The 13,320-nt window shown below is 58.8% G+C and carries 10 protein-coding genes, 2 tRNA genes and 1 pseudogene; 5 read left to right on the top strand and 8 right to left on the bottom strand.

Annotated elements, in window-relative coordinates; translation table 11 throughout:
* Positions 1-199: 199 nt before the first annotated feature.
* The 5 genes from QB905_RS03155 to glmU all read right to left on the bottom strand — a co-directional run bounded on the left by QB905_RS03155 (position 200) and on the right by glmU (position 6,618).
* Positions 200-1,573, bottom strand: coding sequence for a class II 3-deoxy-7-phosphoheptulonate synthase (locus QB905_RS03155; RefSeq protein WP_282973111.1), 1,374 nt, complete (start codon positions 1,571-1,573; stop codon positions 200-202).
* A gap of 114 nt (positions 1,574-1,687) precedes the next feature.
* Positions 1,688-3,022: an O-antigen ligase family protein gene (locus QB905_RS03150; RefSeq protein WP_282973110.1), complete on the bottom strand. Its 1,335-nt coding sequence runs from the start codon at positions 3,020-3,022 to the stop codon at positions 1,688-1,690.
* Positions 3,019-4,395, bottom strand: coding sequence for a glutathione-disulfide reductase (gor, locus tag QB905_RS03145; RefSeq protein WP_282973109.1), 1,377 nt, complete (start codon positions 4,393-4,395; stop codon positions 3,019-3,021). The genes QB905_RS03150 and gor overlap by 4 nt, the downstream gene beginning before the upstream one ends.
* A gap of 131 nt (positions 4,396-4,526) precedes the next feature.
* Positions 4,527-5,219: a ribose-5-phosphate isomerase RpiA gene (rpiA, locus tag QB905_RS03140; RefSeq protein WP_282975562.1), complete on the bottom strand. Its 693-nt coding sequence runs from the start codon at positions 5,217-5,219 to the stop codon at positions 4,527-4,529.
* A 22-nt stretch (positions 5,220-5,241) separates the two neighbouring features.
* Positions 5,242-6,618: a bifunctional UDP-N-acetylglucosamine diphosphorylase/glucosamine-1-phosphate N-acetyltransferase GlmU gene (gene glmU / locus QB905_RS03135; RefSeq protein WP_282973108.1), complete on the bottom strand. Its 1,377-nt coding sequence runs from the start codon at positions 6,616-6,618 to the stop codon at positions 5,242-5,244.
* Positions 6,619-6,677: 59 nt separating this feature from the next.
* Here glmU and gph point away from each other — a divergent pair, with 59 nt between their 5' ends.
* Positions 6,678-7,388: a phosphoglycolate phosphatase gene (gene gph, locus QB905_RS03130; protein WP_282973107.1), complete on the top strand. Its 711-nt coding sequence runs from the start codon at positions 6,678-6,680 to the stop codon at positions 7,386-7,388.
* A gap of 92 nt (positions 7,389-7,480) precedes the next feature.
* Positions 7,481-7,555: transfer RNA gene (locus QB905_RS03125), tRNA-Val, on the top strand.
* Positions 7,556-7,828: 273 nt separating this feature from the next.
* On the opposite strand, the gene QB905_RS03120 is transcribed toward QB905_RS03125, so the two are convergent.
* Positions 7,829-9,028, bottom strand: a complete 1,200-nt coding sequence (locus QB905_RS03120) for an IS256 family transposase (protein ID WP_282973106.1) — start codon at positions 9,026-9,028, stop codon at positions 7,829-7,831.
* Positions 9,029-9,289: 261 nt separating this feature from the next.
* Between QB905_RS03120 and QB905_RS03115 the strand changes: the two genes are divergently transcribed.
* The 3 genes and pseudogenes from QB905_RS03115 to QB905_RS03105 all read left to right on the top strand — a co-directional run.
* A complete protein-coding gene (locus tag QB905_RS03115; RefSeq protein WP_282973105.1) occupies positions 9,290-10,213 on the top strand; it encodes a site-specific integrase in 924 nt (307 codons plus the stop codon).
* A protein-coding gene (locus QB905_RS03110; RefSeq protein WP_282973104.1) for an IS3 family transposase occupies positions 10,143-11,323 on the top strand; the annotation gives its coding sequence in 2 pieces (ribosomal slippage) (positions 10,143-10,437 and positions 10,437-11,323; 1,182 coding nt in all). Before QB905_RS03115 ends, QB905_RS03110 begins: the two co-directional genes overlap by 71 nt.
* A 35-nt stretch (positions 11,324-11,358) precedes the next feature.
* A pseudogene (locus tag QB905_RS03105) lies at positions 11,359-12,366 on the top strand (IS256 family transposase); the annotation flags it as partial.
* Positions 12,367-12,564: 198 nt separating this feature from the next.
* Here QB905_RS03105 and QB905_RS03100 read toward each other — a convergent pair.
* Together QB905_RS03100 and QB905_RS03095 are read right to left on the bottom strand one after the other, a co-directional pair.
* A tRNA-Val gene (locus QB905_RS03100) sits at positions 12,565-12,640 on the bottom strand.
* A 164-nt stretch (positions 12,641-12,804) separates the two neighbouring features.
* Entirely contained in the window at positions 12,805-13,083 is a 279-nt protein-coding gene (locus QB905_RS03095) for an HU family DNA-binding protein (protein WP_282975561.1), read from the bottom strand.
* Positions 13,084-13,320 lie beyond the last annotated feature (237 nt).

Below are 13,320 nucleotides of genomic sequence, written 5' to 3'. Positions count from 1 at the left end.
ACTGATTGAATTATATATATAATTTTATATTGCCATTGCTGCGAATCGAAGCAGGTTTCGCACTTGCGGCAAAAGGTGCCGCGCATACTCATCAGACCGGGCAATTTTAACCGGTCATGAACCATAATCTGGCGACGGCACAAAAAAACGCCCGGACATAGCCGGGCGTTTTCAGTCATTTTTTTTTCAGCATCGGCTCTCAGGCAGCCGCCTGCGCCTTCACTTTCAGGCTGTGCAGGCGTTCAGCCACCAGGAAGCTCAGTTCCAGCGCCTGATCGGCATTAAGGCGCGGATCGCAATGCGTATGGTAACGGTCGCCGAGATCCTCTTCCGACAGGGCAAAAGCCCCGCCTGTGCATTCGGTGACGTTCTGGCCGGTCATTTCGAGGTGCATACCACCAGGGTGAACGCCTTCAGCCGCCGCAATATCAACGAACGAACGCACTTCCGAGATGATGCGATCAAAAGGCCGCGTCTTATAGCCATTGGCCGCCTTGATGACATTGCCGTGCATCGGATCAATTGACCAGACGACCGGCACGCCGTGGCTGCGTGTGGCCTCCATCAGCTTGGGCAAGCGCTCAGCCACCTTGTCGGAACCAAAGCGGCCGATGAGGGTCAGGCGGCCGGGAATGGCCTCCGGGTTCAGGGCATCAATCAGACGCTTGAGATCGTCAGGCTCCATGGTCGGGCCGCATTTGACGCCGATCGGATTCTTGATCCCCTGCATGTAGTTGACGTGTGCGCCGTCAAGCTGGCGCGTGCGTTCACCGATCCACAGCATATGGGCCGAGGTGTCGTACCAGTCGCCCGACGTGGAATCGACGCGCGTCATCGCCTGCTCGTAATTCAGCAGCAGCGCCTCGTGCGAGGTGAAGAAATCGACCTGACGTATCTCCTGCTGGCTTTCCGAAGAAATACCAATCGCCGACATGAAACTCAGGGTTTCGGAAATCTTGTCGGCCAGGGCGCGGTAACGCTCGCCCTGCGGGCTGCCGGACACGAAACCTAGGGTCCATTTATGGATGTTGTACAGGTCGGCATAGCCGCCATTGGCGAAGGCGCGCAGCAGATTCAGCGTGGCCGAAGACTGATGATAGGCCTTGATCAGGCGCTGCGGATCGGGCAGGCGCGCTTCCGGCGTGAAATCCATGCCATTGATATTGTCGCCGCGATAGCTGGGCAGGGTGACGCCATCGATGGTTTCGACGCCAGACGAACGCGGCTTGCCGAATTGCCCGGCGATGCGCCCCACCTTGACCACCGGCTTGCCGCCGGCGAAGGTCAGGATGACGGCCATTTGCAGGATCAGGCGGAAGCTGTCGCGGATATTGTCAGCCGAAAACTCCTTGAAGCTTTCCGCGCAATCGCCGCCTTGCAGCAGGAAGGCTTCACCATTGGCCACCTTGCCCAGCGCCTGAGTCAGGCGGCGCGCTTCGCCTGCAAAAACCAGAGGCGGCAGGTGCGAAAGTTCATCTTCAACGGCGTTCAGCGCCTGCGCATCGGGATAATCCGAAGGGATGTGCAGAGCGGGTAACGAACGCCAGTCTTTGGGGGACCATATCTTTTTCATGTAACTATCTAAACTCTCGTCCGGCCTGAACTCAACCGGAAAAACCTGTTGCAAACCTATATAGGTGGTAGTTGTGGCCTGTAAAGCCCGCACACTGTTGTTAAATTTGCAACCTTACGTCTCATCGCGGACGTGGCGCACCGCGCGTTCGGCCAGAAAAGCAGCAGTGACCGCAAAAGCTCCCAGACAATAGAACCAGTCGCGCCACAGGCCGAAACTGACCGTATTAACCAGATAAAAGGCCGTGGCCGTGGCCAGCCAGTAGGGCCGCGTGTCACTGACCGGCTCTGGTGCGGCAGCCTCTTCCGTCAACGCCGTCAAGCCCTTCTCACGTGCGACCACCCTGCCCGTCCCCTTCAGCGACCAGAAGACGCTGAACCAAAAAACCGACAGCAGGATCAGACCCGGTACGCCCAATTCGAGCCAGGCCTGCAACGACATATTATGCGGATGATCGGGGATCATCGGTGAAAAGTTACGCGAGGATTCAAATCCCCAGCCCCAGACCGGCTTTTCCAGCGCTTTCGTCACAGCGAAGCTCCAGATGTCGATGCGCGCCGCCCATGAGGGCAAGAGGTCGGTCTTGATCTTCAGCGCCAGCCCCGAACGCATCAACCACAGTACCAGCGGCGGAAAGCCCAGCGCGGCCACGGCGGACAAAACTGCCAGAACGCGCTCCGGCCGCACGCCGCTCTTGTCCAGACCGGCTGGCCAGTGGCGCGCCGCCATGAAAACAATAAAACCCGCCGCCATGGCCAAGACCTGTGCATTGGTATCGACCACCACCGCCACGCCGAGAACCGTCAGGGCCGCTGCCCAGAGCAGCAGGAAGCGCCGCCGCGCCACCAGATAATAGGCCAGCGGCCAGAACAGCATGGTCAGAATCGTATTGGAATTGGACACCAGCACCACCACCATTTCGGGGCGATGGCCGCCGAAAAAGGCGTTGTTGATGCTGTTGCGCAGGCTCATCAGACTGACCCCGTCGAGCAGTTGCAAAACGGTCAGGCCCGCGAAAGCCCAGTAAAGCCAGGTCATGACATCCGCCGCCTGCCGCCCTTTCAGCCGGAAGGCCGCCAGGATCACCGCCCAGCCGACAAACCATTCCACCATCGGGGCCTGAAAATAACGCACCGATCTGGTGTAGGCTGCGCCGAGACTCATGCCCTGACGCAGAAAGTCGACGAAATCCGAACGCGCAAACGCCATCAGCAGGATCAGCGCCGTCAGAACGGCCGGCACGATCATGGCGCGCAGATGGCGCAGATAGCCGAGCAGAAAGACCCCGATCAGAAAGATCAGGGCGGCGATATGGTCAGGCGCGAAGAAGGCAAAAAGCAGCAGAAACGCGAAGCCGATCTTCAGCACCCAGGGCGTATAGGCTTCACGAAAACGCGGCCACAGACCGTCTGCAACGGCCACTTCGCCTCCCCCCTCATACCCGCTCATGCGCGCTTATCCTTCAATGTTACTAACTCTTCAGCCGCCGTCGGATGAACGGCGCAGGTGGCGTCCCATTGCGCCTTGGTCAGCCTGGCCTTGACGGCCACCCCGGCCAACTGGATGATTTCGCCCGCATCGCCGCCCACCATATGCACGCCCAGTACGACATCGCTTTTCTGTTCGACGATCAGCTTCATGAAGATGCGGCTGTCCCCGCCAATAAAGGCCGTCTTCATCGGTTTGAAGCGCGCCGTGTACACATCAAAGGCAATGGCCTTCTCGACAGCTTCGGCTTCCGTCAGGCCCACCGTACCGATCTGCGGCTGCGAAAACACCGCCGTCGGGATGTTTTCATGATCGAAAGCGGTCGGGTTGTCCTTATAGACCGTCTCGACAAAGGCCACGCCTTCGCGGATCGCTACCGGCGTCAGATTCATCCGGTTGGTCACATCACCGATGGCGTAGATATGAGCAAGTTCGGTGCGCGAAAACGGATCAACCGGAATGGCGCCATGCGCATCGGGCGTGATGCCAATGGCTTCGAGATTGAGCCCCTCGGTCTTCGGCTTGCGGCCTGAAGCGTACAGCACCTTGTCGGCTGTCATTTCGCTGCCGTCATTGAGCGACAGGATGGTGCGGCCCCCGTCATCGAGACGCAGGGCCACCGGATCGAGCTGGGTGCGGATTTTCACGCCGCGCAGAGCCATTTCATTGGCCAGATGATCGCGCACATCGTCATCGAAGCCGCGCAGGATTTTCTGACCGCGATAAAGCAGGGTCACATCGACGCCCAGCCCGTGCATGATGCCAGCGAACTCAACCGCAATATAGCCGCCACCGACGATGACGAGGCTTTTCGGCAATTCCGGCAACAGGAACATATCGTTCGAGGTCAGGCCATGCTCGGCCACGCCGGGGCAATGCTGCGGCAGGAAGGGCCAGCCACCTGTCGCAATCAGGATGGTTTCGGCAGTCACCCTGCGCTGGCCACCCGCCTTGGTGGTCAGGATCAGGGTGTGGGCGTCCGCAAAGGCGGCATGGGCATTGACGATCTCGACACCGGCCTTGACCAGATTGGCCGAATAGATCTGCGACAGCCGCGTCAGTTCGGCCTGACTGCGGTCGCGGAAGCTGTTCCAGTCGAAGGTGCCGCTGTGCGCATCCCAGCCCAGCCCGCGCGCCTCAGCGATCTGCTCGGTCACTTCCGAGGCATAGACCATGAACTTTTTCGGCACGCAGCCGCGCAGCACGCAGGTGCCGCCGGGGCGGTCTTCCTCGGCCACGGCCACCTTCTTGCCGAGTTGCGCCGCCAGACGCGCCGCCCTTACCCCACCGGAGCCTGCGCCGATGACGAACAGATCATAATCGTACTTGGTCATGTGTTACTCCGGGCGCGGCAGCGCCTTTATTGTTTTTAACCACGGAAAACACCGAAAGTACGGAAAGACAGGATCCGTTCGAGAAAAAAGCCTCAAATCCGTGTTTTCCGTGTTTTCCGTGGTTCAAAGTCTTACGGCTCCAGCGTGTTCACGCCCGTCTCCGTACCGATCAAGGCCACCTCGGCCAGATCGAGGAAGAAGCCGTGATCGACCACACCCGTCACTGATTTCAGCGCGTGAGCCAGTCCGGCCGGGTCTTCGATGCGCCCGCAGGCAATATCGAATATAAGATTACCGCCATCGGTTATGAAGCCCTCCCCCTCCTTTTTGCGCATAACCGGCATCATGGTGATGTCGAACTCGGCCAGCACATCGGTGATGCGATTGACCGTGCCCTTCCAGGCGAATGGCTCAACCTCGACCGGCAGGGGGAACTTGCCGAGCATCTCGACCACCTTACCGGCATCGGCAATGACCACGCAGGTCTTCGCCTGTTCCCAGATCAGCTTTTCGCGCAACAGAGCGCCGCCCCCCCCCTTGATCAGGGCCAGGCCCGGCCCGACCTCATCAGCGCCATCGACGCAGACATCGAGCATCCCGACCTCATTGATGTCTTTGATGGCCAGACCAAGGCTCTGGGCCAGTTGCGTGGTCTGCACCGAGGTGGAAACCAGCGTCAGCTTCATACCGGCCTGCACCGCCGCCGCAATGGCCTTGACGAACCAGGCCGCCGTCGAGCCGGTGCCCAGTCCGACCTTCATGCCATCTTTGACATATTGAAGCGCCGCTTCGCCCACGGCTTTTTTTTGTTCATCCGCCGACATGGTCATTTGCAGTTTCCTTGCGCTAACGCTTCGCTTTTTGAGCGCGGGTCGCTTTTTCCGCCGCCTTACGAGCACGGAAATTCGTGGCCCAGTCCAGCTTTTCGATCTGATCGGCGCGTTCAAAAGCCAGCGCCCCCGGCGTCACATCGCGCGTGATCACCGAACCCGAACCGGTCATGGCCCCCGCCCCCACCGTCACCGGCGCCACCAGCGCCGTGTTCGAGCCGATAAAAGCGTTTTCACCAATGATCGTCCGGTATTTGAAATAGCCGTCATAATTGCAGAAAATGGTGCCCGCGCCGATATTGGAGCCCGCCCCCACCTCGCCATCGCCGAGATAGCTGAGATGATTGGCCTTGGCCCCCGCGCCGATCGTCACATTCTTGACCTCGACGAAATTACCGATATGCGCGTCACGGCCTATGTCCGCACCGGGGCGCAGACGGGCATAGGGACCGATCAGCGCGCCTTCGCCCACTTTTGCGCCTTCGAGATGCGAAAAGGCCCGGATCACCGCGCCTGTGGCCACCGTAACGCCTTCGCCAAACACCACATGGGGCTCGATCACCACACCGGGCGCAATCTGCGTATCCCAGCCAAAGAAAACCGTTTCCGGCGCGGGCATATGGACGCCATTGTCCATAAAACCACGGCGCACACCGTCCTGCCAGACGCGCTCGATCACCGCCAGTTCGGCCTGTGAATTTGCCCCCAGCACCTCGTTTTCCTGCGCAAAACAGACGCGCGGCAACAGGCCGCGATGACGGGCGATGCCGACAATGTCGGTCAGGTAGTATTCGCCCTTGGAATTGTCGTTGCCGACCCCGGCCAGCAGTTCAAACAACAGCGCCCGGTCGCAGGCGATGACGCCGGAATTGCAAGCGGTGATGGCCAGTTGCTCCGGCGTGCATTCGCGCGCTTCGACAATCGCCTCCAGCCCGTCGCCATCGAGGATCAGGCGGCCATAGGCCGAAGGATCGGCGGCGTTAAAGCCCAGCACGGCCAGATCGGCGCGTTCATTGAGCGCAAACACCGGCTCCAGCACCTTGCGCGCCATCAGCGGCGAGTCGGCATAGGTGATGATCACGCTGCCGTCGAAATCGGCCAGGGCGGCCTTGGCCACACTGACGGCATGGCCGGTGCCCTGCGGCGGATCCTGGGTGACGATATTGGCGGAACCGACGCGCTTTTCGGCGACGGCGCGCACCTCAGGACTATGCGTGCCCACCACCACGATGACGCGCTCGCAACCCACATCCAGCGCTGCGTCAATGGCCCGGTCGAGCATGGTGCGTCCGCCGATCTTATGCAGCACCTTGGGCAGGGGCGACTTCATGCGCGTGCCCTGCCCGGCGGCGAGGATAACGGCGGCGCGAGCGGAAGCGGGTTTTTCGGCCATGACTGCGACTCTTTGGGTTGCGGGACAGGCCGATTTAGCCCAAACGGAACATGAATTCGATGGCAAACTTGAAAGTTTCGACAAAAATGAACCTGAGCGGCTATAGTCTCGCCTTCGATCTGGACGGCACGCTGGTGGACAGCGCCCCCGACATTATCAGCGCGCTCAACAAGGTGCTGCACGAACAGGGCGTCGAACCCTATAAACTCGACGATGCCCGCCCGCTGATCGGCCGGGGCGCGATGGAGTTGTTGCGCCGCGCCTTCGCCCTGGCCGGTGCGCCTCTGGCCCCCGAACAAGAGGGGCCGCTGTTAGAGCTGATGCTTAAGCATTATGAGCGCCATATCGACGAACTGACCCGGCCCTATGACGGCATGGAAGCGGCGCTCGACGCGCTGGAAGCCGCGGGCGCGCGTTTTTGTGTCTGCACCAATAAGCACACCTATCTGGCAGTTGAGCTGCTGACGCGCATGGGACTGGCCGGTCGCTTCGGTGCCATCAAAGGGGCCGACACCGTGCCCAACAAGAAGCCCTCACCCGATCACCTGATCGCCGCTGTCAGCGAAATGGGCGGTGATATGAACCGTGTCATCATGATCGGCGATTCCGAAACCGACCATATGACGGCGCGCAACGCCAAGGTGCCGTCGATCCTCTTCACGCATGGCTATAGCGAACGCCCGCTGGCTGAACTGCGGCCCGACGCCCTGCTCGACCATTTCCGCGACCTGCCCGCCGCCGTGGCGCGGCTGGTTTCCACAATTTCCTGAAATTCCGTCTTGCCAGCGCAGGCCCGCCACGCTAATAGCACGCCTCCCCGCCGCCATTCCGGTTTCTGTGGAATGGCCCGCGAAATTGGTACGGACGTGTAGCTCAGCGGGAGAGCATTCGCTTCACACGCGAAGGGTCACAGGTTCAATCCCTGTCACGTCCACCATTTCCCCCCAACAATCGAAATCCATGATCTCAAACCGTTGCTTTTTAACGGTTTTAATCATCCATACCCAACGCTCTCAGTCCATAATCTCGACTGTTGTGCTGGTGAAGTGTTCCAATTCGATGATCCGAAATGTCAAAATTCATCATTAGAATCAACAACTAACAGCCTTTCTGCTGTACCGATTTTTTGTACCGATTCTGGATCGTGCCCCAGGGCGTGGTGTAATTGAGCGCTTGGCATCAATGACTTCCGGACAGGTCCGGGTTTCGCTCAGTTTGCCACGGCTGGCATGCTGAGAAGTGGATCATCGCTGAGTTGTGCGATGGTTTCAAGGGTAATGTAGCGTCCGCGCTGAACCGCCCATTCGTCATTTTGTTCGAGCAGGATGGCGCCGACCAGTCTGGTGATGGCATCGTCGTTTGGGAAGATGCCCACGACATCGCAGCGACGCTTGATTTCGCCATTGAGCCGTTCAATGGGGTTGGTTGAGTGCAGCTTGATGCGGTGTTCCTTCGGGAAGGTCATATAGGCCAGGACATCGTGCTCAGCCTCGTCCATGATCGTGGCCAGCTTTGGCATTTTGGGCCTGAGCTGGTCGGCGACGTTTCGCCATTGGGTACTCGCCGTTTCCGCCGTCTCCTGGGCGAAGGCCGTGCCGATGAAGGCAGAGACGACGCGTCGCCCGCTCTTGCCGGCATGGGCGCAGACATTGCGCATGAAGTGAACACGGCAGCGCTGCCAGGTGGCGTTGAGAACCTTGGAGACGGCACCCTTGATCCCGATGTGGGCATCAGAGACCACAAGTTTGACACCACGCAGGCCCCGGCGTGTCAGGTTGCGCAGGAACTCTGCCCAGATCGGTTCGGCTTCCGAGGTGCCGACCTCCATGCCCAGCACTTCACGCCTGCCGTCGCTGTTGACGCCAACGCAGATGATGACGGCGACCGAGACGATACGGCCGCCCCGGCGCACCTTCAGATACGTAGCGTCAATCCAGATGTATGGCCATTCCCCTTCAATGGGGCGGTTCAGGAAAGCCTTCACACGGTCATCGATCTCTTCGCACAGCCGACTGACCTGACTCTTGGAGATGCCGCTCATCCCCATCGCCTTGACCAGATCATCGACAGAGCGCGTCGAGATACCCTGAACGTAAGCCTCCTGGATCACAGCCGTCAGTGCCTTCTCGGCCATGCGCCTGGGCTCCAGGAAACCCGGGAAGTAACTGCCTTTACGAAGCTTCGGGATCCGAAGCTCGACCGTGCCTGCGCGTGTTTCCCAGTCTCGGTCACGATAGCCGTTGCGCTGGACCAGCCGGTCGCCGGTTTTCTCATGGTAGCCGGCACCGGTCATGCCGCTCACTTCCAATGCCATCAAGCGTTCAGCCGTGAAGCTGATCATGTCGCGCAACAAATCGCTGTCTGAGGTCTTTTCAACAAGCCCTTTCAGGGCCATCATATCGTCGGTCATCGGTGTTCTTTCGTTCTGGAATGAGTGTCGCAACCCAAACCTATCCGAAAATCACTGATGACCAACCCGCTACGCTAAGGCTCGCTTTGCCCTTTTGAATGGGCGGCGAGCCATGCGCTACGCTCTTACCCAGTTACACCACTCGCTGGGACACGACCTACTCCGCCTGCTGCGGCTCCTGATCCGGTAGTAGCCCCCGCCCCTGCCAGCTTCGTCCCCAAGCCTACCGGCAAGACTTTGCGAGAGGTCTGCGAGGTTTTCTTGTCCGATCCCACCAAGAACCGGTCAGAGAAAGCGGCGTCGGGCTATTGGAATGCTGTCGAATTGGCTGAGGCTGTACAAGGCAAGAACAAGGTCATCACCGACTATGACCGACAATCCGCCAGAGACATCATCGCGACGTTAAAATGGGTGCCGTCAAACGCAAAGAAGCGCTTTCCGCGTTTGGATTTTCGGCAAGCCGCCGAGAAGGGGCGCACTGGTAGGTATGCCCTTCTCAGTCCAAAGTCGGTGAATGATTACATCATCAAGCTTTCCACGTTGGTGAACTTCGCAATCAACGAAGGACTGGTGGATCGCAATCCGTTCCGGGGGCTACAAGTTAAAGATGACGTTCATCCCCGTGACAAACGACACCCATTCAGCCCAGAGCAACTGACCCGCATTTTCAACGCCCCACTTTATCGGGGATGTCGCGATGACGAGGCTGGCTACCACATTCCGGGGCAGGCTCGGCCACGGCGTGGTCGCTTCTGGATTCCACTTATCGCGTTGTTCAGTGGAATGCGACTAAACGAAATATGCCAGCTTGATCTTAAAGATGTGAAAGAAATCGACGGAATAGCCTGCTTCTCGGTCAACACCGAATGCGTTCGAGGGCGCGACGACAAGAAGCTTAAGACGATGAGCAGCCGCCGGATCGTGCCGATCCACGCCAAGCTCATTGGACTCGGATTTTTGGATTATGTGTCTGACCAGCACCGCAAACACGGCAAGAAACTCTTCCCGGAACTGACGCTTAGCACCACGGGTTATTATAGCGATCCATTTTCGAAATGGACTTGCCCGAAAAAAGTGGAGAGCGAACTTCTAAAATTTGCTAGGAGTTTGATCCATGAAGGACGAGAAGAAGACATTAGGCGGGCGTGGTCGCCATGCTGGTGTGACGCCGGAGTTCCGTGCTGAGGCTGTGCGTCTTGTTGAGACGAGTGGCCGATCTGTTGCCGCAATTGCAGAAGATCTGGGTATTGGAAAATCGACGCTGACGCGCTGGCTGACGCAACATCGGGAGGCCGATCTTTTGTCGGGGCCGCACTCAGACGTCAGCAAGGAGCTGGCGCGGCTTCGCAAAGAGAATGAGATTTTGCGCCAGGAGCGCGACCTTCTAAAAAAAGCAGCCGCCTTCTTCGCGCGGGAGACCACGAAATGATATTTCGGGTCATCGATGCGGAGAAGGCCACCGTTCCTGTCCGCCGCAGTTGCGCCCTGTTCGGCGTCAGCATGAGCGGCTTTTACGCCTGGAAGGGCCGTGCGCCCAGCCGTCGTCAGAAGGATGACCTGGTGCTTCTGGCGCATATCCGGTCGCAGTTCGCCACGTCGCATGAAACCTATGGCAGCCCGCGTATGACGGTCGAATTGCAGGAAGACGGCGTCGAGGTCGGGCGCCATCGCGTTGCCCGTCTGATGCGCGACAACGGTTTGAAGGCCTTGCAGACAAGGCGTTATAAGAAAACGACCGACAGCCATCATGGCGGGCCTGTGGCGCCCAATATTCTGGATCAGGACTTTGAGGCGTCAGCGCCTGACCAGAAATGGGGTGTCGATATCAGCTATATCTGGACGGCGGAGGGTTGGCTTTACCTGGCGATCGTGCTCGATCTTTATTCCCGCCGGATTATCGGCTGGTCGGTCAGCGACCGGTTGAAGAAGGATCTTGCCCTCAATGCCCTGCAACGCGCCATCGCCATACGCAGACCGCCGCGTGGCGTTATTCACCACTCCGACCGCGGCAGCCAATATTGTTCCGAGGCCTACCAAAAGCTCTTGACGGGCCGAGGCTTTATCCTGTCCATGTCGGGCAAGGGCAACTGTTATGACAATGCGATGGTCGAGACGGTGTTCAAGACCATCAAATCCGAGCTGATATGGCGGACGGCCTACAGATCCCGCCAGCAGGCAGAAGCCGAGATATCCCAATATATCGACGGCTTCTACAACCCACGCCGAAGGCATTCCGCCTTAGGCTATATGAGCCCCATCCAGTTCGAGAGCACCGCTCTCAAGCTGGCTGCCTAAAACCCGGTTCGCTCTCCACTTTTTCCGGGCAAGTCCAAACACGCGCAGGCACGGTCGAGCTTCGGATCCCGAAGCTTCGTAAAGGCAGTTACTTCCCGGGTTTCCTGGAGCCCAGGCGCATGGCCGAGAAGGCACTGACGGCTGTGATCCAGGAGGCTTACGTTCAGGGTATCTCGACGCGCTCTGTCGATGATTTGGTCAAGGCGATGGGGATGAGCGGCATCTCCAAGAGTCAGGTCAGTCGGCTGTGCGAAGAGATCGATGACCGTGTGAAGGCTTTCCTGAACCGCCCCATTGAAGGGGAATGGCCATACATCTGGATTGACGCTACGTATCTGAAGGTGCGCCGGGGCGGCCGTATCGTCTCGGTCGCCGTCATCATCTGCGTTGGCGTCAACAGCGACGGCAGGCGTGAAGTGCTGGGCATGGAGGTCGGCACCTCGGAAGCCGAACCGATCTGGGCAGAGTTCCTGCGCAACCTGACACGCCGGGGCCTGCGTGGTGTCAAACTTGTGGTCTCTGATGCCCACATCGGCATCAAGGGTGCCGTCTCCAAGGTTCTCAACGCCACCTGGCAGCGCTGCCGTGTTCACTTCATGCGCAATGTCTGCGCCCATGCCGGCAAGAGCGGGCGACGCGTCGTCTCTGCCTTCATCGGCACGGCCTTCGCCCAGGAGACGGCGGAAACGGCGAGTACCCAATGGCGAAACGTCGCCGACCAGCTCAGGCCCAAAATGCCAAAGCTGGCCACGATCATGGACGAGGCTGAGCACGATGTCCTGGCCTATATGACCTTCCCGAAGGAACACCGCATCAAGCTGCACTCAACCAACCCCATTGAACGGCTCAATGGCGAAATCAAGCGTCGCTGCGATGTCGTGGGCATCTTCCCAAACGACGATGCCATCACCAGACTGGTCGGCGCCATCTTGCTCGAACAGAACGATGAATGGGCGGTTCAGCGCGGGCGCTACATTACCCTTGAAACCATCGCACAACTCAGCGATGATCCGCTTATCAGCATGCCCGCCGTGGCAAACTGATAAAAGCCTGGACCTGTCCGGAAGTCATTGATGCCAAGCGCTCAATTACACCACGCCCTGGGGCACGATCTGCATGCCTTAGTATTTGATTCTAATGGTGAATTTGACTGTTCTAAGACCGTCTGGTGAACCAGTTTGGTGTCAAAAGATGGGTCAATTTCGTGAAAATATTGAGAATGTTCAATAGAATCAGATAGTTGGTGGGCGATGACGGGATCGAACCGCCGACCTACTCGGTGTAAACGAGCCGCTCTGCCAGCTGAGCTAATCGCCCCCTTTGCGGTGGGAGCGGACGATGTGCCAACCTGCCCCCCATAAGTCAAGAGGCGTTTCCGCTTCGGGCCAACAAATCGCCCTGACAGAAACGCCTCTAAAACTTTTTGACGTCCAAGAGGCGCTGCCGGAAAAGCAACACATCATGGTCTGCACAGCCTGATCTTAGCTGTTCAGCGCGCCCTTCAGGCCTTCACCGACGCGGAAACGCGCCGTGACACTGGCCGCGCGCTGCACGGTTTCACCGGTGCGCGGATTACGGGCCGTGCCAGCTTCGCGCTTGACGGCCAGGAAGGTGCCAAAGCCAACAAGGCGTACGTCGTCGCCTTTTTTGAGGGCACCGACCACGCTGTCGGTGAAGGCGTCGAGGGCCTTCTTGGCTTGATCTTTCGTCAGACCGCCCTGATCGGCAATGGCGGCCACGAGTTCAGCTTTCGTCATCAGTTTCTCTCCCTTACCCGGCATCGGGTGGTTCGCTTCAGCTCATCCCCTCTGCACGCCGGCAATGCCTTGAGTCGTCAGTGGGTGAACGTGATAGAGACTACAAAATTTATGGAAGGTCAAAACAGAAATGGCGATTGCTGCGCTGCAAACCGTGTTTTTTAAAGGGTTTGCGCCTATTTTCGATCCTTTTGCACATATTTGCCGGCTTTTGTTTCATATTGAAACGACCATTTCGCC

Origin of the sequence: Asticcacaulis sp. EMRT-3 (assembly GCF_030027245.1) — a bacterium.
Classification (GTDB): Bacteria; Pseudomonadota; Alphaproteobacteria; order Caulobacterales; family Caulobacteraceae; genus Asticcacaulis.
Note: the sequence above shows the minus strand (reverse complement) of the source record. Positions and strands in the feature narration are given on the sequence as shown.